This is a genomic window from Acinetobacter sp. S54 (genome assembly GCF_016624945.1).
GTDB lineage: Bacteria > Pseudomonadota > Gammaproteobacteria > Pseudomonadales > Moraxellaceae > Acinetobacter.
Genome location: NZ_JACVUI010000002.1, coordinates 23077 through 46727, shown reverse-complemented (window position 1 = coordinate 46727; position 23651 = coordinate 23077). Strand labels below are relative to the sequence as shown.

Sequence of the window (23651 nt, the reverse complement as noted above, 5' to 3'; positions counted from 1 at the left end):
TTGAGAACAGAATAATACGAACCCTCTCTTTTTGAGTTTAAGGAGAGGGCATTCTCATTTTAAATCTATAAAAATTGAATAAGGTCAACCATGAATACACGCCATTTTAATCAGCTTCCGAAACCCTATCTGGCTTATCCAAAAGTCATTCAGGGATTGGTATTTAAAAAGCCAAAAGGCCCAAAAGTTTTGCCGCAAGTTGAATATGTGGTTGATTCGTTTCAAGTCGATCAAAAACACTTGCACGCTTATAATGAAGTTTGTGGCTTTAAAAATGATGGGTTTATTCCCGCAATTTATTTAGCAGTACTGTCTCAAAGTTTACAAATGCATATGATGACTACAGAAGCATTTCCTTTTGCGATTCTAGGCTTGGTTCATATACGCAATCAGCTTAAACAAACTCGTAAGATTGGGGTCAATGAGAACTTAACTTTGTCCTGTAAATTTGGTGAGCTAAAGCCACACGACAAAGGAGTTCAATTCGATTTCATTACCACAGCGAAGGTCGGTGATGAAGTAGTTATGGAAGGTTTAACAACTTATTTATCACGTCAAAAGACCGAGCAAAAGGGAACCGAAAGACAAAAAGAAAGTAAAATGCCGGATTACCAGCTTCAACATGTCTGGGAGGTCGCCGAAAATACAGGTCGCCGCTATGCCAAAGTTTCAGGTGATTTTAACTTGATCCATATTCATGCTGTGACAGCAAAAGCGTTTGGATTTAAACAGGCGATTGCACATGGGATGTGGAGTAAGGCTAAGGCATTGGCTAATATCAATTTGCCTGAGTCTTATGAAGCAGATGTTTGGTTTAAACTTCCAATGTATTTGCCTTCTAAAGTTGAGTTTTTGACTGCGCAGCAATCTCAGGAAACTGACTTTTTAATTCGTAATGCCAAGTCACAAAAGCCGCATGTTTCTGGGACTATTAACCCATTATAAAACCCAACATTCAAAAGCCTGATCAGTTCGGGCTTTTATATAAAATTAGAAAAAAATAGGAAACAAGAATGAGTGGTTTAACTGAAATTCTATTTGCAAATACACATAATTATCATGGTTTAATCGATGAGCGATTTCACGATCTGGCAGAGCAATTTAGTCGTTTGCAAGATGCGCGTACTGAACAAGGTGGGGCCGCCTTAGCTGTCTATTTTCAGGGTGAAAACGTTGTTGATATTTATACGGGGAAAAAATCACTCACTGAGCAATGGAATGAAGATACACTTTCTGTTTGTTATTCAACGGGTAAGGGTGTATTGGCTACTTTGGCACACATTTTGGTCAGTGAAGGTTTTCTTGAATATGATGTTCCTATTATGCATTACTGGCCTGAATTTGCGAAAAACAAGAAAGAGCGGATAACGCTTAGGCATGTTCTGAGCCATCAAAGTGGCTTATATGACATACGAAACATGTTGGAAGATGCACGTGAAATGCTGGACTGGCAGCATATGCTAGAAATATGTGAACAAGCCACTCCTCGTTTTAGTATTAATCAGGGCAATGCTTATCAGGCGCTTACTTTTGGCTGGTTAGTGGGTGGTGTATTGGAAAAAGCAACAGGGCAGCGCTTGGCAGATTTGATGCAGACATATTTAGTGCAGCCTTTAAATCTGAATGGCGCTTATTTTGGCGTACCTTCTGCGCAACTTGCCCGTGTAGCAAGATTAATTCCTCAACCACCTAAATCAGAGCAGGAAAAGCAAGCTCAAAAACCTAAGGTTTTAAAACCACATAAACCTTCATTAACCGATAAATTAGTGACATGGACTGGGCAAAATCCACAGGATTTTCAGGATGCCATGATTCCTAAAGGAATGCGTCATTTTAGTTTTTTTAGTGATGAAGGACTTCAAGCTATTATTCCTGCTGCAAATGGTGCTTTTACTGCAAATAGCCTAAGTAAGATGTATGCCATGTTGGCTAATCGTGGTCAATGGGAAGGCAAGACCTTGATTAAACCTGAAGTATTTCAGCAACTCAGTACCGTTCAAAGTTATGCACGAGATAAGGTCATGCCAATCCCAATGAATTGGCGGCTTGGCTATCATCGAGTCTTAACTATGGGCAAACGTGCCAAAAATGGCTTTGGACATATTGGTTATAATGGTTCAGGAGCGTGGTGCGACCCAGATCGAAATTTAAGCTTTGCATATACCCATAATTTTAAAATTGGTTCAATTACGGGTGATTATCGTCTTTGGGGGTTAACTCAGGAAACTTTGCGTTGTGCCGATCAAATTTTAAGAGGTCGTAAAGGCTGGTTTTAATTTAAGTGTTCTGCATGTACAGGAATGTGATAAGTGATCTGAATATATTTGGGTTGCTGTTTAACATGGCTAATGCTTCCACCCAAACCTTCTGCAAGTTTTCGGCTGGCAAAATTTTGTTCTGCCACAGGGTAAACAAAATAATCAGCTTCAACGTTCAAAACGGCCCAATCATAAATCGACTTCAATGCTTCTTTGGCAAAGCCATTGCCATGTTTGTCTTCACATATCCATAAGCCGAATTCAGGTGTTTGGGTATGAATGCGGTGTATGCCAATTAAACCGATAAATTGATGTGTTGTTTTATCGCGTAAAACAAAATGTCGATCTGTCGCAGACGCTTGAGCCCGTAGCCATTTTTTTCCAATATTTTCAAATTCTTCAAAAGTTTGGGAGGGTTCCCATGACATAAATTGAGTTAGACTTAAGGTGATATATGGATAAATATCAGGACAGTCTTTAAGTTCAAAAGGTAAAATATTTAATCTTGAAGATGCAATCGGAATAGGTAAATGGTTCATTTTAAGGTCATATATTTATGTTATCTCTTTTAATTGAGCATATCTGTAAATAGAAATCATTTGCAAATTTTATTGTAAGAGATTACAAACATCGCTTCGTTATTACTCAAGATAATTTGTTTATTTAATATTTGCTTGTGCATGGATTCTAGCTGAATTCATTCACTATCGCACAAAAAAACAGTATGCTTATGTGCAAACAAGGAGCATTCATGTATCAAGTACTGGCTAGAAAATACCGTCCTCGTAATTTTATTGAATTGGTCGGGCAAAACCACGTGTCACGTGCACTGACCAGTGCGTTGGAACGTGGTCGTTTGCATCATGCCTACTTGTTTACAGGCACGCGTGGTGTGGGTAAAACCACAATTGCACGTATTCTAGCGAAATGTTTGAATTGTGAAACAGGGGTAACGTCCACGCCTTGTGAAGTATGTGCTACCTGTCGTGCGGTGAATGAAGGACGTTTTATTGATCTGATTGAAATCGATGCAGCATCACGTACCAAAGTAGAAGATACGCGTGAATTGCTGGACAACGTTCCTTATGCACCGACTCAGGGGCGTTTCAAGGTTTATTTGATTGACGAAGTGCATATGCTGTCTACGCATTCGTTTAATGCTTTACTGAAAACGCTGGAAGAACCACCAGAGCATGTAAAGTTTTTATTTGCGACCACAGACCCACAAAAACTTCCGATTACCGTGATTTCTCGATGTCTACAATTTACTTTACGTCCACTTGCCGTAGATGAGATTACTGAGCATTTAACTGCAATTTTAGACAAAGAGCAGATTCGTGCAGATAAAGATGCAATTTGGCAGATTGCCGAGTCTGCACAAGGTTCTTTACGAGATGCTTTGTCTCTAACAGATCAGGCCATTGCTTATGGACAGGGTGAGGTGCATCACCAAGACGTTAAAGAGATGTTGGGACTGATTGATCGTACGATTATTTATGATCTGATCATTGCTATTCATCAAAACCAGCAGGCACATGTTAGTCAGTTATTATTGCAATTTCGTCAGCAAGCACTGGATGTATCCTTGGTGCTCGATCAGTTAATTTCGACTTTACATGAACTGGCATTATTGCAATATTTGCCTGAATTAAGCCTTAAATATAGTGAAGAAATTAATCAAAAGATTCTGTCATTGTCGAGAATGGTCTCTGCTCAGGATTTGCAACTTTACTATCAAATTGCATGCAAAGGTCGTGCTGAATTACAGTTGGCTGTGACTCAGGAACAAGGCTTTGAAATGTGTGTGCTACGTTTGTTGGCTTTTCGTCCTTTGGCTATGGATGAAGTGGTTGTTGAACAGACAGTCCAGATTGTATCTGAGTCTATACAATCTAATTTTGAAACACAGACATCGGGGACCCCCGTTGATACAACTGCAATTTTAAATGTTCAGAAAACTTCTTCTCAATCCGTTGAAGCTGAAGATAATTTTGCGCCAGAAAATACTGAAAATTTTGATGAAGGGCCTCAAATCTTTGAGGAACCAGAACCATTGATCACGATGGATCAGGATGCTTTAAAGTCATCTCCTGCGCCTGCTATCGATGAATCAGAAAGCGTTGTGATATTTGATGCAAATTCAGATGAATTGATTGGATTTGAAACACAACCCTCTTTGTTATCTATATCCGTTGCTGAAATGCAAGTTTTTCCTGTAGATGAGCAATCAACAGAATTAAATTCTATGCATCCATCACAGAATTTATTATCACCGCAATCCATTGAAAATCTGGGTGATTCACCATTGCAGAGCAATATTTCGGCAGAATTATTAGTATCTTCGTCATCAGAAAATAGTATCCAGTCCACAGAAATTTTAGAAAATTCGATTGAAAATATCAAAGAGAATGGGGTTTCGGAGACGTTATTATCTGCACATGTTCAAGAAAGTCTAGTTTCCCATACTATTGGAAATCATGACATTATTTCTAAAGATTATTCAGATTTGATGCCACAAGATATTCTTAAGCTTCCCATCGAGATTCTTGAAGGAGAGTGGACATTGGAAAAATGGGAATATTGGTTTAGAAATAGCCAGCTTTCACCTGCCGTTCAAGAATTGGCGCAACATGGCTTAATGTCTGGGCAAATTGATGGAATATGTATATTTACAATTCCACAGAAATTTGAAGGTATGCTTTCACAACTTCAGTATGCATTGGAAAATGAAATTAAATCTTTATGGCCAAATACTCAGTTTTCTGTGCAATATGCTGAGATTTCAGATACTACGCCTTTTGTTAAACAAGCAGAACGTAAGCAGAAAGCATTTGAGCGTGCAGAGCATCTGCTTAAGGCCGATCCTGTCATAAAAAGTTTATTGGATACCTTTGAAGGTGAATTGCAAAATATTCAATTAAAAGGATGAAACTTTCTTCATCCTTTTGCTGTATTTAGGTTATAGGGGTGAGTAAATAAGGCTCAAGAGATTTTTTCATCTCATCTGAAATAGCGGTGCTTTCACGCGTTTCACGATCAACAAAAACATGCACAAAATGTCCCTGAGCAGAAGGCTCGATATTGTGCTGTTTAAAAATGGCTAATTCATATCTTAAAGAAGAATTTCCTATTTTAGCAATGGCTACACCCACTTCAATTATATCGGGAAAGGAAAGCTCCTGAAAAAAACTACAGGCAGAATCAACGACTAGTCCAATGATGGGTGACTGACGAATATCGAAACCCGCATGTTGAATAAGTAGCGAATTGGCAGCGGTATCGAAGTAGCTATAATACGTGACATTATTAACATGACCGTAAATATCATTATCAGCCCAGCGCGTTTGTATATTTAAAAAGAAATGAAATTGGTCACGGGTTTTTCGGACTGGTTTTATAGATTCATTGTTCATGCGTAGATTGCCTCATAGATTTCGAAAGCAGCCTGTTCTGTCATTTCTCTAGGGTTATTTTGTAAAAGACGAGTTTGCAACATTGCATCCTTGGCCAGTGTTTCTAGACTATGTTTAGGCACGTTCAAATTACTTAACTTTAAAACTAGACCACTTTGATCCAAATGATTTTGTATATGATCAATAAATAGATCACACAAACCATCACAACTTCCATTACTTCGTGGATCAAGCCATTGCATGAGTTCCGCATATAAATGTTTGGCATGTGATGCATTAAATTTCAGAACTTCGGCTAAAACCAGAGCATTGGTATGTCCATGTGAAAGATGAAAATGTCCGCCTAAAGGATAGGCGAGTGCATGAACTGCACCAACAGGCGCATTAGCGAAAGCTTGTCCAGCAAGCATTGATCCCAATAGCATATTTTGACGTGCTTCCATATCTGCACCGTTTTTTAGGACTTTAGGCAAATTATCATTGAGTAGTCGCAAAGCATTTTTTGCGAGCATGTCGGCATAGAAGTTCTTTTTTATTTTGGAGGTATAGGCTTCAATAGCATGTACCATCGCATCAATGCCTGTGGCAGCAGTAATGTGGGCAGGTAAACCCTGAGTGAAGTTGGCATCCAATATCGCAACATCAGCATATAAAGCTGCTGAAACGATGCCTGTTTTGGTGGTTTCACCTGTAGTTACTATAGATATAGGCGTGACTTCAGAACCTGTTCCAGCAGTCGTTGGAACTAAAATTAAGGGTAATTTGGGGCCTTTAGCATGATTAACGCCGTACATTTCAGCCAAAGTCTGCTTTTGTTCTGGGTGTGCCAATAATGCAATAATCTTGGCGACATCCATGGAACTGCCTCCACCAAAACCCAAAATCGCATCAACTTTTTCTTTTTTTGCGAATTCGGCAGCATCCAGCACAATATGTTCTGGTGGATCAGCTTGTATATTTGAATAAATTGCATAAACGATATTCTGGCGTTCCAAAATCTCGATAATGGGTAAATGAAGTTGATGCTGTACCATGCCGGGATCAGTGATGATAAGAAGTTTACGATAATTGCCATCGTGAATAATATGTTTAAGTTCCTTTATCGAGCCAAGACCTGAAATAATGCTAGAGGCTGTCTGAAATTGAAATTGGCTCATTCGTATTTCCTTATTTTTCATCATAAATCGAACATTTCTGTTCGTTTCTTCTATAGGATTATGCTTTTAAATAACTTAACATAAGACACCTGAAAATAAAGCACTTTCGAGGTTTATATGTCATCACACTCACCCTATAAGGTGCTATGCGTCTGTTTGGGTAATATTTGCCGTTCGCCAACGGCAGAAGTGGTTTTAAGACACTTTTGTGATGCACATCAACTCGATATTGTTGTAGATTCTGCGGGTACCAGTAATTATCATCCTAATAAAGCGCCTGACCCTCGTAGTCAGCAACACGCACTGAAACGTGGCTACGATTTATCTATGTTGCGCGCCCGTCAACTTACGACTCAGGATTTTTTGGAGTTTGATCTTATTCTAGCGATGGATCATGAAAACTTTAAAAATATTCAGTCACTGAAGCAAAAAGCTCTAAACCAATATAAAACGCATCAGATTCGTGCAAGTGTTGCATTGATGAGTGAGCATGATCCCGTCTATAAACAACAAGCTTTACCCGATCCTTATTATGGTGAAACCGATGGCTTTGAACACGTTTTAGATCAATGTGAATCGAGTGCCAAGGCATGGGTGCAAATGTTTAAACAACAAATTAGGACTGTCGATCAATAAAATGAGTTTACCCGTGATTCATATCCAAAAAGATATCCAGCTTAAGCCTTTCAATACTTTAAATCTGCATTCTATTGCTTCAGATTATGCAAAAATTGATTCAATCCAAGCCCTAACTGCTGCACTGGATTATGCTGAACAGCACCAATTGAATAGCTTAATTCTTTCAGGTGGAAGCAATATGTTGTTGCCAGAGCATATACATGCGTTGGTATTACATATTGATATTCAGGGTGTCGAGATACTCGAGGATAGCTCTAACGATATAACAATTAGAGTGGGTGCTGGTCAGGTTTGGCACGATTTTGTTTTAATGACCACCAGCAAAGGTTGGTATGGATTACAGAATTTAGCTCTTATTCCGGGTTTAGTCGGAGCTTCACCTGTACAAAATATTGGTGCCTATGGCGTTGAAGTTGGTGAGTTTATTGAGTCCGTCCAAGTTTACGACAGACATAACAAAGTCACGCAAAATATTAAGGGCATCGATTGTCAGTTTGCTTATCGCGATAGTATTTTCAAACACGATCCAAATCGTTACGTTATTACTCACGTTACTTTTCGTTTACTTAAACGACCAGAACTTAGATTAAATTATGGCGACTTAAAAGCAGCTGTTGGAGATAATTTAACACCTGAAAATTTACAACGACAAGTCATTCGAATTCGTCAGAATAAATTACCTGATCCTAAAGAATATCCAAATGTTGGAAGTTTTTTTAAAAATCCTGTGATTGTTCAAAAAGATTTTGACCAATTACTTACAAAATTTCGGCAAATTCCACATTATCCTCAGCCACAAGGCTGCGTTAAAATTGCGGCAGGTTGGCTAATTGATCAAACAGGCTGGAAAGGGAAAAAATTGGGTGCAGTAGGTATGTTTGAAAAACAGGCACTTGTTTTAGTGAATTATGCCAATGCATCTTTAAGTGAAGTTAAGCACACTTATCAGGCTGTCCAAAAGGATGTAAAACAGCGCTTTAATATTCAGCTTGAACCAGAACCAGTATTATTTGATACAAATGGATTCATTCGATCACATTCGGAATAGTAATTATGGGTAAAACTCATTGGATGATTCGATTAGTGCGTATAGTGGGAATACTATTCGTACTTTTTGCATGTCTGATGGTTTTTATTTACACACCATTTTATTCGAAATTGATCGTAAAGGCCCTCAATTATTTTGTGCCTGTTGAGGTTAATCAAGTCGCGGCGAGAAGTCAGCAACAAGCTTCTTTAAGTGAACATGATAATCTTGAGCCCGGGTCAAATTTATGGATTGCACGTCAAGCTTATTTAAGCCTGATTGAAGAGGCTTTAAACTCTAAAGATCCAGAATCTTTAACCTTGTTGCAAACGCGATATAAGCTTTTACAGGAACGTATTTTAGAGCAGCAAAAACAAGAAGATGCCGAAGAGCCAGAAAAACCAACAGTTCCTTTGTTAAAAGCATCTGTTTCAGAGCCAGAAGTAACTTCGGCCAGTAGTGAACCCCAAGTTGAAAACATTCCCAATCCATTACTCGAGTTAAACAGTTCTGAAAATAAAGCATTGATGCAACAATATGTTGAATTTCTCAAAAAGCATCCAGTACCAGCGGAACATGAACATGTAATTGATCAACAGACTACGCAGGATATTGCCTACGTTAAACAAAATCAAAATGATGAAAAATTGACAAGTTATAGTAAACCTTATGCCATTGTGGTGTTAGGCGGCGGACTTACCTTGGCTGAAAATAAAAAAGATATTGTAGTAAATCCTTATACTCGTTTAAGACTGGAAAAAACGCTGCAATTACACAGTCAAAACCAATTGCCGATTGTATTAAGCGGAGTAGAAGCACCCTATATGCAAAAATGGCTTAAACAACGTGGAGTGGATGCAAAACTCCTTGAAAATAGAAGTATGAATACCTGTGAAAATACGAGATTTAGTTCATTATTACTACAAAAAAAAGGTGGTGCACCCACTGTGATGCTAGTCACGGATATTTATCATATGCCTAGAACGCGCCGTTTATTTGCTTTAAATGGGATTGAGACAATTCCTGTTGAAGCACCGATGCCGACAAAATTGTCTACATGGCAACCTAGCCAACAAAATTATGATCATAGTCGCCGTGCCAACTATGAGTTATTGGCGACTATTCGTGATGTACTTTTTGGCTCTAGCGGATGTCGGGAGGTACCATAAATGCCAGAGATTCCTTTTTTAAATCCTGCGGTTTTACAAGAGTTAGATTTGCCTGTTCCAAGTCGTGATTTAACTCCACACGTACTTGAATCTTTAAATCTAAATCATGCTTTTGAACCCTCCAAAGATATTTTGGCTTATCGTAAGCTGTACGGTCTCGATTTAATTGAGTGTGAACAATGGCAAGGCTACATTCAAATGCCATTGTTCAAGTTGCATGTACAGGTATTTAAGCCACATCAGAAACCATTGGGAACTGTCTGTCTTTTACATGGTTACTTGGAACATAGCGGTATCTATCAACCAATTATTCGGGAAATAATAGAACAAGGCTTTAGTGTTGTGACCTATGATTTACCGGGTCATGGTCTAAGTGATGGTTCACCTGCCAATATTCAAAATTTCGACCATTATCAACAAGTGCTAATGGCGGTCTATCAGTACGTTAAACATGCCACTCAACTTCCTAAACCATGGTTGGGCATTGGTCAAAGTACGGGCGGTGCGATTTGGATGCATCATTTACTTGAATATGCTGAAAAAAGGCAAGATCCAATTGTTGATCGAGTGCTTTTGTTATCACCATTGATTCGCCCTGCAAAAACTGCTTGGTGGCACAATTCGGTTGGGTTGGGCATTATTAAGCGAATAAAGCGTCAGGTTCCACGCCACTTTAGACGGAATAATCACAATCCGGAATTTTTACGTTTTATTCGTCTCAAAGATCCATTACAGCCACGAATGATGGGGATGGACTGGATTTTAGCTATGTCGAAATGGATGCTTGAAATGGAAGAGCGCCCACCGTGCCGTATTCCTGTGTGGTTGGCACAAGGTGCATTGGATCAGACCGTAGATTGGCGTTATAACATTGAGTTTATTCGACGAAAATTTCGATTGCAAACTTTACTCATGCTCGAAGAAGGTTCACATCAATTAATTAATGAACGAGCTGATATTCGTGCTGCACTGACGGGGCTGATTCCTGCATTTTTACATGCTCGTCCCAAGCACTATTATTATTGATGAACTGTTATGTTGAACAAGCTTTCAAACTTATTTAAATCTGGCAAACCATCGCCTGAACAGCAATATATGCATCAGCATCAGATACAGTTCGATGCAATACGCGGTTATAGTGTTGATGGTATTGTTATGAATGATTTAGCAGAACGACTTGAATATTTTTCAAATCGAAAGTTATCTAATTTTAATGATCTGGAACAGCTCTATTTAAGATCAATATTGATTAATGAAAAAGTTGATCTCGAAATTGCAACAGGTCGTTATGTCACACGATTGAACAATAACGAAGAAAATTTAAACCAATTTAAAATATTGATTGAAAAGCTGAATCAGTATTATCGCAAATTTAAACGAGATCAATAAACAACGACATAAATGAAGTTTGGCAAAGGCGCATCATGGTAATATAGGCATTATGTCTTTTATTCAAACGAATTCAATGTTTCAACAAGAAATCTCTCAGCTCAAATTACAGCAATTAAAAGCAGGCGAAAAACGCTGGATCGGGTCAATACTGGGTTCAGCGGGTGCATTATTATTTAAAGAAATTGCTGACCAATCTGCATCTTTACTCGTGATTGTTGCAACAAATAATCAGCATTTGGCTCAACTTGAAAGTGAGCTTGAGTTTTATGGTATAAAACCTACGATTTTCCCCGATTGGGAAATTTTGCCTTATGATCGCCTGTCACCACATCAGGATATCGTTTCTGAGCGCCTTTCAATTTTATCCAATATGCCGCAAAAAGGCGTATTACTAATTTCTGCTGCCACACTTGCTCAACGCGTTGCTCCTATTTCTTGGATATTGGGAGAACATTTTGATATTCGAGTTGGCCAGAAGTTTGATCTGGAGAAAGAAAAATTAAGGTTGATTCAGGCCGGTTATCATCTGGTCGATACGGTGTATGATCATGGTGAGTTTGCTGTTCGTGGCAGCATTATGGATATATTTGCTTCTGGGCAAGAGCAGCCAATCCGTATTGATCTTTTTGATGATGAGATTGATACGCTTAAATTTTTTGATCCGGAAACACAGCGAACGACTGAAAGTTTAACTCAATTTACGGTTTTACCTGCCAAAGAATTCCCATTAAAAGAAGCGCGGTCAGTCTTTCGAGACCGCTATGCTGAAAGTTTTCCAACAGCAAATCCGAAAAAAAATCCAATTTATCAGGATGTATTGGACGGCATTTCTTCACCAGGAGTCGAGTTTTATTTACCTTTATTCTTTGAAAAAGAAATCATGCAAAGCCAAAGTGCATTGACTTCATACTTACCAAAGAATTGCATTGTCATTACAAATACAGATCTTGATGAGACTCTAAATCAGTTTTGGAAAGATGTTATGCAGCGTTATGAGAGTCGCAGGCATAACATTGATCAGCCAGTTTTAGCACCTGAAGATTTATTTTTAATGCCGAATATGGTGCTTGAGTATCTCAATCAATTTCCACGAATTTTAGCGAGTGCTGAACAAACGGCAATACGTGCTGGAGGGATTAATCTCAATACATTGCCACCACCAAAACTGCCAGTAGACGCAAAAAAAGAGCAGCCTTTTGAAAGTGTTAAGACGTATATTGATGAATCAAGGCATCCGGTACTTTTGGTAGCCGAAAGCGCGGGTCGTCGTGAAAGCTTGAAAGATTCGCTTAGACCGAGTTTGGGTGATATTCCAAACGTAGAAGGTTTTACGGACTTTTTAAAGCAGCAATATGCCATTGCGATTACCAATGCGCCTTTAGATCGGGGAATGGTCGTTCCTGATCAGCTTTCCGTAATTTCTGAAAATCAGCTTTATGAACATCGTGTTGTTCAGCGTCGTCGTAAACGACAACAGGAAGTTTCCGAAGAATTTCTTATTCGAAGTTTGACTGAACTGAGCATTGGCGCGCCTGTCGTGCATATTGATTATGGAGTTGGACGTTATGCGGGTCTGATTACACTAGCAATAGATGGACAGGACCATGAGTTTTTACAACTTGATTATGCAGAGGGTGCAAAAGTTTATGTACCCGTGACCAATTTGCATTTGATTAGTCGCTATAGTGGTGGAGACCCGGATCTCGCTCCCTTACATAAACTTGGTACAGATGCTTGGAGTAAGGCAAAGCGTAAAGCTTTAGAGCAAATTCATGATGTAGCTGCTGAGCTTTTGCATATACAAGCGCGTCGACAGTCTAAGCCAGGATTTGCCTTTGAACTGGATCAGACTTTGTATATGCAATTTGCTAGTGGTTTTGCTTATGAAGAAACCTTGGATCAGGCGAATGCGATTGATGCCACTTTGCATGATATGCATTTAGCCAAGCCAATGGATCGTTTAGTCTGTGGTGATGTCGGTTTTGGTAAAACTGAAGTCGCGATGCGAGCAGCATTTGTGGCTGTGCAAAATAACAAACAAGTCGCGGTATTAGTCCCAACCACACTTTTGGCGCAACAGCATTATGAATCCTTCAAAGATCGTTTTGCAGATTGGCCAGTACGAATTGAAGTTTTATCTCGTTTTGGATCTAATAAAACCCATCAGAAAAATATCGAAGATTTGATAAATGGCAAAGTCGACATTGTGATTGGAACCCACAAGCTGCTTCAGGAAAACGTCCAGTTTAAAAATCTAGGTTTGATGATTGTCGATGAAGAACACCGTTTTGGAGTGAGAGACAAAGAGCGCATAAAGGCATTACGTGCGGATGTTGACATGTTGACTTTAACTGCGACTCCAATTCCTCGTACTTTAAATATGGCATTTTCAGGTATGCGTGATTTATCAATTATCGCGACCCCACCTGCACGTCGTTTGGCAGTGAAAACCTTTGTGCAGGAACATACTGATGAATCCGTCAAAGAAGCAATCTTACGTGAATTGTTACGCGGTGGTCAGGTGTATTTCTTACACAATGAAGTTGATACCATTGAGCGTACTGCAGAGAATATTCGTCAGTTAGTACCTGAAGCACGTGTTGCAGTTGCCCACGGACAAATGCGTGAACGCGAACTTGAGCAGGTGATGCAGCAGTTTTATCATAAAGAATTTAACGTATTGGTATGCTCAACGATTATCGAAACTGGGATTGATGTACCTAATGCCAATACCATCATTATTGAACGTGCTGACAAATTAGGCTTGGCGCAACTACATCAGTTACGCGGACGTGTAGGACGTTCGCATCATCAAGCATATGCTTATTTACTTGTACCGTCGATCAAGCATTTAAAAGGAGATGCTGAAAAACGTCTGGATGCAATTCAACGTGCTTCAACTTTAGGGGCGGGTTTTATGCTAGCCACCGAAGATTTGGAAATTCGTGGTGCGGGGGAATTACTGGGTGAGCAGCAGAGTGGTTCTATGCAAGCAATCGGTTATAGCTTATATATGGAAATGCTCGAAAAAGCCACCAAAGCTATTCAGAAAGGTAAAACTCCGAACTTCGATGCGCCATTATCTTTGACGGCTGAAATTAACCTGCATATGCCAGCATTGATCCCAGATGATTATCTGGGCGATGTACATCAGCGTTTATTATTTTACAAACGTATCAGTAATACAGATACACAGGAAAAGCTCGATAATATCCGTATGGAATTGATTGATCGTTTTGGTACTTTACCTCAAGCAGTTAAGCAGCTATTTAGTGTGCACCAAATTCGCCTCAAAGCGGAACATCTGGGAATAACCAAGATTGATCTCAATGCAAATGGCGGTTATGTGGAGTTCTCACCTGATACACCTGTTCAAGCCATAAGTATTATTCAATTAATGCAAAAAAATCCAACTTATTATCGAATGGAAGGCGGACAACGTTTAAAAATTACAGTGCAATTACAGGAATATGACAAACGGACTCAATTTATTCAGGATTTACTTTTAAAACTTGTACATGAGTTACATTAATAAAAGCATTTTTTGTTAAGTATGTATGATGGAAATCGACCGATTTTCATCATACTTTTTAGTTTAACTTTATATTGTCAAAATGTGCGATCAAGTTGCTGTAAAATTAAGCTTTTACGAATGGATAAGTGAATAAAATCATTGTTATTTGTAAGTAAACAAGGTACTAATAATACTCACATCACAAGTGTTGTGATAGTATTAGCCATCATAATTCATGCGTCATTTATAAAGATATGTTTAGTTTGCATCCCCAACTTGCTCAAGATACTTTTTTTGTAGGCGATTTTCCGCTTTCAACATGTCGTTTAATGAATGATATGCAATTTCCATGGTTGATTCTTATACCGCGTGTGTCAGGTATTACTGAGCTTTATGAGTTAAGCCAAGCTGATCAGGAACAATTCCTACGTGAATCAAGCTGGTTATCAAGCCAATTATCCCGCGTTTTTCGTGCAGATAAAATGAATGTGGCAGCGCTTGGAAACATGGTACCACAGTTGCATTTTCATCATGTTGTGCGTTATCAAAATGATGTGGCATGGCCTAAACCTGTTTGGGGAACGCCTACTGTACCTTATAGCAACGATGTACTTGCACATATGCGCCAGACTTTGATGTTAGCTTTACGTGGACAGGGTGATATGCCATTTGATTGGCGTATGGACTAAGTCTGTGTTAAACCACATAGGGACTTATGTGGTTTAAGTTAAAGGTTGGAGGGTAGAGTGCCATTAGATAGGCTGGTCGATAGAGAACCGCGTCAGTTTGCTTATTTTCATCGTTTGATGGGATATTTCATACTGTCATTGATTGAGGTAATTTATTCGTTTACCTCGCCTGATGCTAACTATCAACTTTATATTCCAGTCTTTCTTGTTATCATCTTAATCATTAATCCTAAATTAGATCGCTGGTTACAGTACAAGTTTGATAAAAATCTTTCCAGAAATGTTTTTTTTGCCATAGATAGTGTAGTGGTTGCCGTCTCTTTGGCAGGTGTCCACTTAAGCCTGGTTCTCACTTTTGCTTCATTATTTGCATTATTATATACCGCTATAAATAGCAAAATTTCATTTATGGCTGCCTCTTTGTCAGGCATGATTGGCGTTACCATTTTTTATGCCAGTACAATTTTTATCTTTGGTTTTCAGGACTACTTTGAACCGACAAGTCAGGAACTTACGGTAATTAGCTTAATTTCCCTGATTACATTTATTAATATTGGTAACTATTACCAGCATATCCGGATTGAAAAACTCAATCACTTGCGTCAGCATTATTATAATCAAATGACGCGCTATATGGCGTTTTCAAACCAACTGAGTCGTTATGCACCACTGCAACTTTGGCAGTCGATTATGCGTGGTGAATCAGAAGCAAAAATTGAATATAAACGAAAAAAACTAACTATTTTCTTTTCTGATATTCAGGGTTTTACTGAACTTTCAGAAAGTTTAATTCCAGATGATTTGGCGTTTTTACTCAATGACTATTTAAGCCACATGACAGAAATTGCTAAACAATATGAAGCGACTGTCGATAAATTTATGGGAGATGCCATCCTCATCTTTTTTGGTGATCCAACTTCGCAAGGGGTAGAAAAAGATGCAAAATCTTGCGTAGAAATGGCGATTGCTATGCGGCAGCAAATGAAACTATTGCGTGAGCGATGGATCAAAATGGGTTATCCAGCTTTACATATTCGTATGGGAATTAGTACAGGATATTGTCACGTGGGAAATTATGGCGCTACCCACCGTATGGCCTATACCATTGTAGGGCGTGATGCAAATCTAGCTGCGCGTTTACAATATGCAGCTGAAATCGACGAAATCTTAATTTCTGATGATACTTATCAATTGGTTAAAAATGAATTTTTGTGTGCGCCAAAAGCACCTATTTATCTAAAAGGTATTCAGGGTGCGGTCAAAACATGGCAAGTCATGGAAAAATATACGGGTAAAATGTCTGATAATCAACAGTGGTTTGATTATGAATATAAAGGCTTCCATTTGGTATTAAATCTTGAAGAAGTGCAAAACTTTGAATATCCAGAATTAGTTGATGTACTTGAAAAAATGATTCAACGTATTCAGGTCCAGCAAAATCTAACGAATGCGCAAGGCGTCGCTAAATTAAAACTTGAAGATGAAGTAAAATAAAAGCCACTCGTTTGAGTGGCTTAAACGTTTAAATAATATTATTTAATGATTTTCTGATGCATGGTTAATGGTGTACTTCGGAATTTCAACTTCCAGATCTTCATTCACTATTTTTACCTGACAAGATAAACGTGAATCGGGTTCAAGACCCCAAGCACGATCAAGCAAGTCAGCTTCGACATCATTCATTTCTTCAAGACTATCAAATCCTTTGCGCACAACTACATGGCAAGTAGTACATGCACATGACATGTCGCAAGCGTGTTCAATTTTAATGCCATTGTTAAGCAAACTTTGGCAAAGGTTGGCATTTTCCTCAACTTCAAACTCAGCGCCTTCAGGGCAAATTTGCGCATGTGGAAGAACTTTAATACGTGGCATATATTCACCTGTTTCTTAATTTGAGTCTGACCAGTCGTTAAGCTTGGTACCTTTAAGCGCATCATCAATATGACGGTTCATGCGTTGAGCTGCAAATTCGTCGCTATAGAGTTTCAGCTGTTGTACAGCGTCCTCAATGGCTTGAATATTGTCTGCATTTAGTTGGACATTTAAATGATCTTTGGCAGCATTTAAAGCAGTTAGCTGCTGTTCAGACAATAACGATGCATCAACTTTCAAGGCCTGCTCAAGGGCTTCAAGTTCACGTTGGGCTTCGACTTTGGTTTCTTGCAAATGACGCAATAATTTATCTTCTTCGGCATGTTGAAAACCTTCGATAAGTAGTCTTTCGGTATCTGTTTCTGATAAACCATAAGACGGTTTGATGTCGATCTGGGCTTTTACACCAGAAGTGGCTTCTTGGGCAGATACAGTTAATAAGCCATCAGCATCCACTTGGAAAGTTACTTCAATACGTGCCTGACCCGCTGTCATTGGCGGAATACCATGTAATACGAAACGACCAAGTGAGCGACAATGATCGACCAAATCCCGTTCACCTTGTACCACATGAATTAGCATGGCAGTTTGGCCATCTTGATAAGTGGTAAATTCCTGACGACGTGCGACTGGGATCGCGGTATTGCGTGAAATTAATCGCTCAACCAAACCCCCCATAGTTTCTAGGCCAAGAGAAAGAGGGGTGACATCAAGCAATAATGAACCATCTTGTGAATTACCAATCAATTGATTAGCCGTGATTGCAGCTCCGATAGCCACTACTTCATCTGGATTAATAGTACATAAAGGTTCCTGATTAAACACATCACGGACCGCTTTTTGTACAGCGTAGGAGCGAGTGGAGCCGCCGACCAATACAACATTTTGAATGTCGTCTAATCCTAGTTTTGCATCCCGTAGCACACGCTTACAAACATTGATTGTTTTATCTAGTGCGATTTGGATAATAGATTCAAAAGTCGGTCGATCCACATCTAAAACATAGTCAAGTGCTTTAAACTGAACTTGATTTTGATCAGATAAAGCCTCTTTGGCTTTACGCGCAGCCACGATAAATGCTGCATATTCAATATCATCTAATATATCAATATTAAGTTGTTTCTTGGCCCATTTCACAATTAAACGATCAAGATCATCACCACCTAAAGCCGTATGACCGCCCGTCGCGAGTACTTCAAAAACGCCTTGTGAAAATCGCAGGATTGAAACATCAAACGTACCACCACCCAAATCATAAATGACATAGTTATGATCTGTTTGTAAGTTTGCTTCCTGATCTAGACCATAAGCAACTGCTGCGGCCGTAGGTTCATTCAACAGACGTAAAACATTTAAACCTGCGAGCTGAGCCGCATCGCGTGTTGCCTGACGTTGGGCTTCATCAAAATATGCAGGTACAGTAATAACTGCGCCATTGACAGGATTTTTTAGGCTGGCTTCTGCTCGCTCTTTTAATTGCTTGAGAATTTCTGCTGAAATTTCAACGGGTGTCTTACGTCCAGCACGTGTTTCAAAAGCAGGCATTTCATTATCCGCACCGGTTAAAGTATAAGGATGTTGAAATTTTATATCCGCTTTGGAGCGGCCCATAAAGCGTTTGACTGAAACAATGGTGTTCTTGGGATCTGTGGTAAGGAAAGCTTTGGCATCATCCCCATATTCTGTTGTCTTTTCAGCATAATGCACAATCGATGGTAGTAGGACGCGATCTTTGTCATCTTGTAGAACTTTTGATTTGCCAGACAGTACTGTGGCAACTAAAGAATGTGTTGTTCCAAGGTCAATCCCAATCGCAATACGATGTTGATGCGGGGCACTTGATTGACCAGGTTCAGCAATTTGCAAGAGTGCCATGAGTTAAATCCCTTGAATATAAATCGGTACAACTTAATTAAAATTCATCATCTAAGTCAAAGCTGTCATCATCCAGCATTTGATCTTCGGCTTTGTTGATATCATTGAGAACACGTTGGAAAAAACGCAATTTACGAACTGTATCGCGCGCTTCCCCCCAGTCTTCGTCTTCATAGTCAATTTTAAACTCACGAATCAAACCATCAATCCATTGATTGACTTCGACTTTTAAAGTTTGAAGTTGTTCTGTATCACTTGCTTCATCAAGTTGCTCACGAATTTCCAAAGCAGATTGTAAAAATTCAAAATCACTAATCGATTGATCCAGATGATAATCTTGCTTTTTAAGTGATAATAAATAAGCTGCACGACTGTCCACTTGTGACAATACTTTATAAGCCTGATTAATTTCACTGGATTTAATAAGTGCCTGATCTTTATCTTCAGCTTTATCTGGATGATATTGTTGCTGCAAGCTCAGGAAATTTGCTTTTAACGTGGCTAAATCGATATCGAGTGCTACGGGTAAGTTAAACAACTCAAAATGATTCATGGGAGATGAATTCCGTAGTAAATAAATATATTAAAAACAGTGTAAAAACACTGCTTTTAATATGAAATGAAAAGGCTAAGGGGCTTAAACTGTGAAAGATTCACCACAGCCACATTCGCCTTTTTTGTTGGGATTGTTAAACTCAAAGCCTTCATTCAGACCGTTTTTAACATAGTCCATTTCCATACCTTCAAGGTAGACAAGACTTTTGGGATCAACAAAAACTTTTACGCCATGTTGCTCAAACATCTGGTCATGTGTATCCATGTCATCGACAAATTCAAGCACATAAGCCAGACCTGAACAGCCTGAAGTTTTCACACCCACGCGAATGCCTTCACCTTTACCACGATTCAACAAATAATTGCGAATGTGAGTTGCCGCATTTTCAGTTAAATGAATCATGAAAACTCCGTCAAATTAAGGCAATCAATTAAGCTTTGATTTTCTTGTTACGATAGTCATCAATCGCAGCCTTGATTGCATCTTCTGCTAACACCGAACAGTGAACTTTCACTGGAGGTAGAGCAAGTTCAGTTGCAATATCAATGTTCTTGATCGCTTGTGCCTGATCTAATGTCTTACCTTTAAGCCATTCAGTGACTAAAGAGCTAGATGCAATTGCTGAACCACAACCATACGTTTTGAAACGTGCTTCTTCAATAACACCTTCGTCATTGACTTGAATTTGTAGGCGCATTACGTCACCACATGCTGGCGCACCTACCATTCCCGTACCTACATTTTCAGCGTTTTTATCTAAAACACCAACATTACGCGGGTTTTCGTAATGATCAATAACCTTTTCACTATAAGCCATGTTGCTTCTCCAAACCTCGGGGTCAGCCTAATATTAAATATAAGGACAAAAATACGTTTTTCAATCGACAGATCGGTAAGTTAGTGTTCAGCCCACTCTACTGTGGAAAGATCGATACCTTCTTTGTACATATCCCAAAGCGGAGAAAGTTCACGTAATTTCTCAACAGCAGCCTTGGTAATTTCAAGCACGTGATCAATATCAGCTTCGGTTGTATATTTGCCAAAACTAAAACGAATCGAACTGTGTGCCAGTTCATCAGACAAGCCTAAAGCACGTAATACATAGGATGGCTCTAGAGTTGCAGAAGTACATGCTGATCCAGATGATACAGCAGCATCTTTTAATGCCATCATCAATGATTCACCTTCAACAAAGTTAAAGCTGACATTAAGATAATTTGCTACGTTGTGAGTAGGGTGACCATTCAGGAAAACTTGTTCAAGACCTTGTAAGCCATTCCAAAGTTTGTCACGTAATTGGCGAATACGGGCTTGTTCTGCCTGCATGGTTTTTCCAGCAATTTCAAATGCCTCACCCATACCTACAATTTGATGCGTCGCTAAAGTACCTGAACGCATGCCACGCTCATGACCACCGCCATGAATTTGTGCTTTTAAACGAACACGAGGACTGCGTCGCACATAAAGCGCGCCAATACCTTTAGGACCGTAAGCTTTGTGACCTGAGAAGCTCATCAAATCAATTTTCATGGTAGAAAGATCAATTTCGACTTTACCCGTGGCTTGAGCAGCATCGACATGGAAAAACGTTTTATTAGCGCGAGTCAATTCACCAATTGCAGCAACATCAGTCACTGTACCAATTTCATTATTCACCATCATAAGTGATACTAAAATTGTATCTGGACGTAAAGCTTCTTTTACCATTTCAGGTGTAATGAGACCTGTACGCGGCTCTGGTTCTAAGTAAGTGATTTCAAACCCTTGTTCTTCTAGTTCACGACAAGGATCTAAAATCGCTTTATGTTCAATTTTACTGGTAATAATATGTTTACCTTTTGAACCATAAAACTGAGCAATTCCTTTTAGTGCAAGATTGTCAGATTCAGTCGCACCTGATGTCCAAACAATTTCACGAGGATCTGCTTTGATTAGGTTTGCGACTTGTTCACGCGCATATTCAACTTTTTCTTCTGCTTGCCAACCATAAGCATGAGAACGTGATGCAGGATTACCAAACGTACCATCAAAAGTCAGGCATTCCATCATGCGTTCTGCAACTTCAGGTAGCACAGGCGTAGTTGCAGCATAATCAAGATAAATTGGACGTTTCATTTCAAATACCTGTAGCCGATAAGAGGGCAGAATCATAGTCTGTTGAATTCTGGCGAAGTGCGACAGTTTGTACGGTGTCGCGGTTAACCAAATCAGACAATGTGATTTTTGCAAGGTAATCGGCAATGTGATGGGAGAGTTCTTGCCATAAATCATGAGTCAAACACATTGCACCATTTTGACAGTTACCTTTATGGTCACAACGCGTTGCATCTACAGTTTCATTTACAGCTTCAATAATTTCTAATATGGTAATTTCGTTGGCTTTACGGGCTAAATGATAACCACCATTTGCACCACGAACACTGGAAACTAACCCATGACGCTTTAATTTCGCAAATAACTGCTCAAGATAAGCGACTGAAATGGATTGACGTGCTGCAATTTCGGCGAGCGTGATCGTTTGTTCAGTTGGCTGCAAAGCTAGATCAAGGAGAGCAGTCACTGCGTAGCGACCGCGAGTTGTAAGGCGCATGATTCGGTACACATGTTTAGACTAGATAGGCTAATTTTAAGAATCCCGACTAAAATAGTCAAGTATTTTTATAGTTATTCAATTGATTTATTGGACAGGGGTTATTTCTTAATTATCCTGCCCATAAATTATACACTAATAAAGCAGCTAAAACGACTGTTATTATACTAAAGCCAATATTGATCGAACGTTGTCGTTGCTGCAAACGTCGAATACGATTTTTATATTGTTTAAGTTCGACATGCAAACCGTTAATTTGGGAGCGCTGTGTATCAATTTTCTCAAGTAATGGCGCAATTCTTTTTTTGGAAGCAATCGCTTGATTTGGCTCATCAGGTTGACGCAGCCATTGTTTCCAGTCTGCAAAAAGTTTGGGTAAGCTAAAGTATAAGAGTAAATCTTTAAACTGCTCTTTAAGTTCAGTTTCGCCCCCTATACGCATGGTTTTTATGCTGCGACGATTACCAAAAATAAAAATTTTAATTAGATCAAGCAGCGTGCTACTCACTTCCAGATCAATAGTGCGATCTGGCGCCTGCAAATCAAACAATACGCCTTTGTCTGTAAATTGCACATAAAAGTCGAAGTAGGGTATATAGCTATTGATTCTTAATGAAACCTTTTTATCCACAAAGGTTTTAGCCTGAAGTTTTATAACTCCATCGTTCTTTAAAATAAATGAGAAAACGGTTTCAAGTACAATTAACAAAATGTTAAGCAACAAATGAGACTGTTCTTTGTTTTGTTGCGACTCGCTCATACCAATATGGTCCTTAACGCTATAAAATTTCGAGATCCGATCTCAAGTTATAAAAATAAATAAAAAATAAAGTAATTAAACTGCTTTGTAGAACACTTTAGCAAAAGGATCAAGTCTTTGGTTTGCTATTATGAATACATTTTATGATTAAATGTAGCTACATGACGGTAAAGTGATCAGGAGTAATGAAATAATGGAAAAGGAAAGCATTGAACAAGGTACTGAACTTCAATCTGAAAAAACCACAGGAAAAACCAAAGCTTCCCGTAAATCTGCACTTGATTTTAGAAAGTATACCAAACAAATCTGGCTAGCTGGTTTGGGTGCTTTTTCACGTGCGGAAGAAGAAGGCAATAAATTATTTGACTCATTAGTCAAAGTCGGCGAAGAACTTGAATCAAAAACACTGGATGTTGCGGATACAACAGTAAATAAGGTGACAGAAAAAGCTAAAGAATCTGTAACGGATACCAAAGATAAAGTTGAGCGTATGATTGATCAAAGTATAAATCATTCTTTGAATCGAATTGGTTTGGTGACGGCAAAGGATTTACAACACATTGAACAGCTATTATTACAGCTTCATAGCAAGGTAGATGTGTTACTGGCAGAGAATGAAAACTTAAAGTCAAAATTGAGTGAAAAATAAAAAAAATAGCATTTATGCGTTTTTCTACAAAAAATTCACGTTTATTTTTGATAAAACGCCTGATTCAGTATTGCCTTTTGCCCTAAAG

At 38.9% G+C, this 23651-nt stretch carries 23 protein-coding genes; 12 read left to right on the top strand and 11 right to left on the bottom strand.

Going from position 1 to position 23651, the window contains the following annotated elements:
* The first annotated feature begins 90 nt into the window (after window positions 1-90).
* On the top strand, window positions 91-945 hold the full coding sequence (locus tag IAE20_RS03085; protein WP_200459420.1) for a MaoC family dehydratase: 855 nt from the start codon (window positions 91-93) through the stop codon (window positions 943-945).
* 68 nt (window positions 946-1013) lie between these two features.
* Window positions 1014-2276 (top strand): serine hydrolase domain-containing protein, encoded by a 1263-nt coding sequence (locus tag IAE20_RS03080; RefSeq protein ID WP_200481074.1) that lies wholly within the window; start codon window positions 1014-1016, stop codon window positions 2274-2276.
* Here IAE20_RS03080 and IAE20_RS03075 read toward each other — a convergent pair.
* Window positions 2273-2797 carry a GNAT family N-acetyltransferase gene (locus tag IAE20_RS03075; protein ID WP_200481073.1) on the bottom strand — a complete coding sequence of 175 codons (525 nt, stop codon included), beginning with the start codon at window positions 2795-2797 and terminating at the stop codon, window positions 2273-2275. The genes IAE20_RS03080 and IAE20_RS03075 overlap by 4 nt on opposite strands.
* 212 nt (window positions 2798-3009) lie before the next feature.
* Between IAE20_RS03075 and dnaX the strand changes: the two genes are divergently transcribed.
* Window positions 3010-5187, top strand: coding sequence for a DNA polymerase III subunit gamma/tau (dnaX, locus tag IAE20_RS03070; protein ID WP_200481072.1), 2178 nt, complete (start codon window positions 3010-3012; stop codon window positions 5185-5187).
* 25 nt (window positions 5188-5212) lie between these two features.
* Here dnaX and IAE20_RS03065 read toward each other — a convergent pair whose 3' ends face one another.
* Both IAE20_RS03065 and IAE20_RS03060 read right to left on the bottom strand, forming a co-directional pair.
* Window positions 5213-5671, bottom strand: a complete 459-nt coding sequence (locus IAE20_RS03065) for an acyl-CoA thioesterase (RefSeq protein WP_200481071.1) — start codon at window positions 5669-5671, stop codon at window positions 5213-5215.
* Window positions 5668-6828, bottom strand: a complete 1161-nt coding sequence (locus IAE20_RS03060; RefSeq protein ID WP_200481070.1) for an iron-containing alcohol dehydrogenase — start codon at window positions 6826-6828, stop codon at window positions 5668-5670. Before IAE20_RS03060 ends, IAE20_RS03065 begins: the two co-directional genes overlap by 4 nt.
* A 117-nt stretch (window positions 6829-6945) precedes the next feature.
* Between IAE20_RS03060 and IAE20_RS03055 the strand changes: the two genes are divergently transcribed.
* From IAE20_RS03055 to IAE20_RS03020, 8 genes are all read left to right on the top strand, one after another.
* Window positions 6946-7464 (top strand): low molecular weight protein-tyrosine-phosphatase, encoded by a 519-nt coding sequence (locus tag IAE20_RS03055; RefSeq protein WP_200481069.1) that lies wholly within the window; start codon window positions 6946-6948, stop codon window positions 7462-7464.
* Between the two features lie 16 nt (window positions 7465-7480).
* Entirely contained in the window at window positions 7481-8515 is a 1035-nt protein-coding gene (gene murB, locus IAE20_RS03050; RefSeq protein ID WP_200481422.1) for a UDP-N-acetylmuramate dehydrogenase, read from the top strand.
* Between the two features lie 5 nt (window positions 8516-8520).
* Entirely contained in the window at window positions 8521-9663 is a 1143-nt protein-coding gene (locus IAE20_RS03045) for a YdcF family protein (RefSeq protein WP_200481068.1), read from the top strand.
* Window positions 9664-10689, top strand: a complete 1026-nt coding sequence (locus IAE20_RS03040) for an alpha/beta hydrolase (protein WP_200481067.1) — start codon at window positions 9664-9666, stop codon at window positions 10687-10689. It begins immediately after the preceding gene.
* A gap of 9 nt (window positions 10690-10698) precedes the next feature.
* Window positions 10699-11052, top strand: coding sequence for a hypothetical protein (locus IAE20_RS03035; RefSeq protein ID WP_200481066.1), 354 nt, complete (start codon window positions 10699-10701; stop codon window positions 11050-11052).
* A 76-nt stretch (window positions 11053-11128) separates the two neighbouring features.
* Entirely contained in the window at window positions 11129-14587 is a 3459-nt protein-coding gene (mfd, locus tag IAE20_RS03030; RefSeq protein WP_200481421.1) for a transcription-repair coupling factor, read from the top strand.
* Between the two features lie 236 nt (window positions 14588-14823).
* Window positions 14824-15258 (top strand): HIT domain-containing protein, encoded by a 435-nt coding sequence (locus IAE20_RS03025; protein WP_200481065.1) that lies wholly within the window; start codon window positions 14824-14826, stop codon window positions 15256-15258.
* 117 nt (window positions 15259-15375) lie between these two features.
* The gene (locus IAE20_RS03020; RefSeq protein ID WP_227610763.1) at window positions 15376-16752 is read left to right on the top strand and encodes an adenylate/guanylate cyclase domain-containing protein; all 1377 of its coding nucleotides are present in this window, start codon (window positions 15376-15378) and stop codon (window positions 16750-16752) included.
* A gap of 42 nt (window positions 16753-16794) precedes the next feature.
* Here the strand turns inward: IAE20_RS03020 and fdx are convergent, their stop codons facing one another.
* The 8 genes from fdx to IAE20_RS02980 form a co-directional block, all read right to left on the bottom strand.
* Entirely contained in the window at window positions 16795-17133 is a 339-nt protein-coding gene (fdx, locus tag IAE20_RS03015; RefSeq protein ID WP_200459408.1) for an ISC system 2Fe-2S type ferredoxin, read from the bottom strand.
* 15 nt (window positions 17134-17148) lie between these two features.
* Window positions 17149-19008, bottom strand: coding sequence for a Fe-S protein assembly chaperone HscA (hscA, locus tag IAE20_RS03010; protein ID WP_200481064.1), 1860 nt, complete (start codon window positions 19006-19008; stop codon window positions 17149-17151).
* A 37-nt stretch (window positions 19009-19045) separates the two neighbouring features.
* The gene (gene hscB / locus IAE20_RS03005; RefSeq protein WP_200459406.1) at window positions 19046-19561 is read right to left on the bottom strand and encodes a Fe-S protein assembly co-chaperone HscB; all 516 of its coding nucleotides are present in this window, start codon (window positions 19559-19561) and stop codon (window positions 19046-19048) included.
* An 84-nt stretch (window positions 19562-19645) separates the two neighbouring features.
* A complete protein-coding gene (iscA, locus tag IAE20_RS03000) occupies window positions 19646-19966 on the bottom strand; it encodes an iron-sulfur cluster assembly protein IscA (RefSeq protein WP_200459405.1) in 321 nt (106 codons plus the stop codon).
* A 28-nt stretch (window positions 19967-19994) separates the two neighbouring features.
* On the bottom strand, window positions 19995-20381 hold the full coding sequence (iscU, locus tag IAE20_RS02995) for a Fe-S cluster assembly scaffold IscU (RefSeq protein ID WP_200459404.1): 387 nt from the start codon (window positions 20379-20381) through the stop codon (window positions 19995-19997).
* Between the two features lie 80 nt (window positions 20382-20461).
* On the bottom strand, window positions 20462-21679 hold the full coding sequence (locus IAE20_RS02990) for an IscS subfamily cysteine desulfurase (RefSeq protein WP_200481063.1): 1218 nt from the start codon (window positions 21677-21679) through the stop codon (window positions 20462-20464).
* Window position 21680: 1 nt separating this feature from the next.
* Window positions 21681-22154: an Rrf2 family transcriptional regulator gene (locus tag IAE20_RS02985; RefSeq protein WP_200459402.1), complete on the bottom strand. Its 474-nt coding sequence runs from the start codon at window positions 22152-22154 to the stop codon at window positions 21681-21683.
* 112 nt (window positions 22155-22266) lie between these two features.
* Window positions 22267-22914 carry a hypothetical protein gene (locus tag IAE20_RS02980; protein WP_200481062.1) on the bottom strand — a complete coding sequence of 216 codons (648 nt, stop codon included), beginning with the start codon at window positions 22912-22914 and terminating at the stop codon, window positions 22267-22269.
* 193 nt (window positions 22915-23107) lie between these two features.
* Between IAE20_RS02980 and IAE20_RS02975 the strand changes: the two genes are divergently transcribed.
* Window positions 23108-23563 (top strand): phasin family protein, encoded by a 456-nt coding sequence (locus IAE20_RS02975; RefSeq protein ID WP_200481061.1) that lies wholly within the window; start codon window positions 23108-23110, stop codon window positions 23561-23563.
* The last annotated feature ends 88 nt before the right edge of the window (window positions 23564-23651 follow it).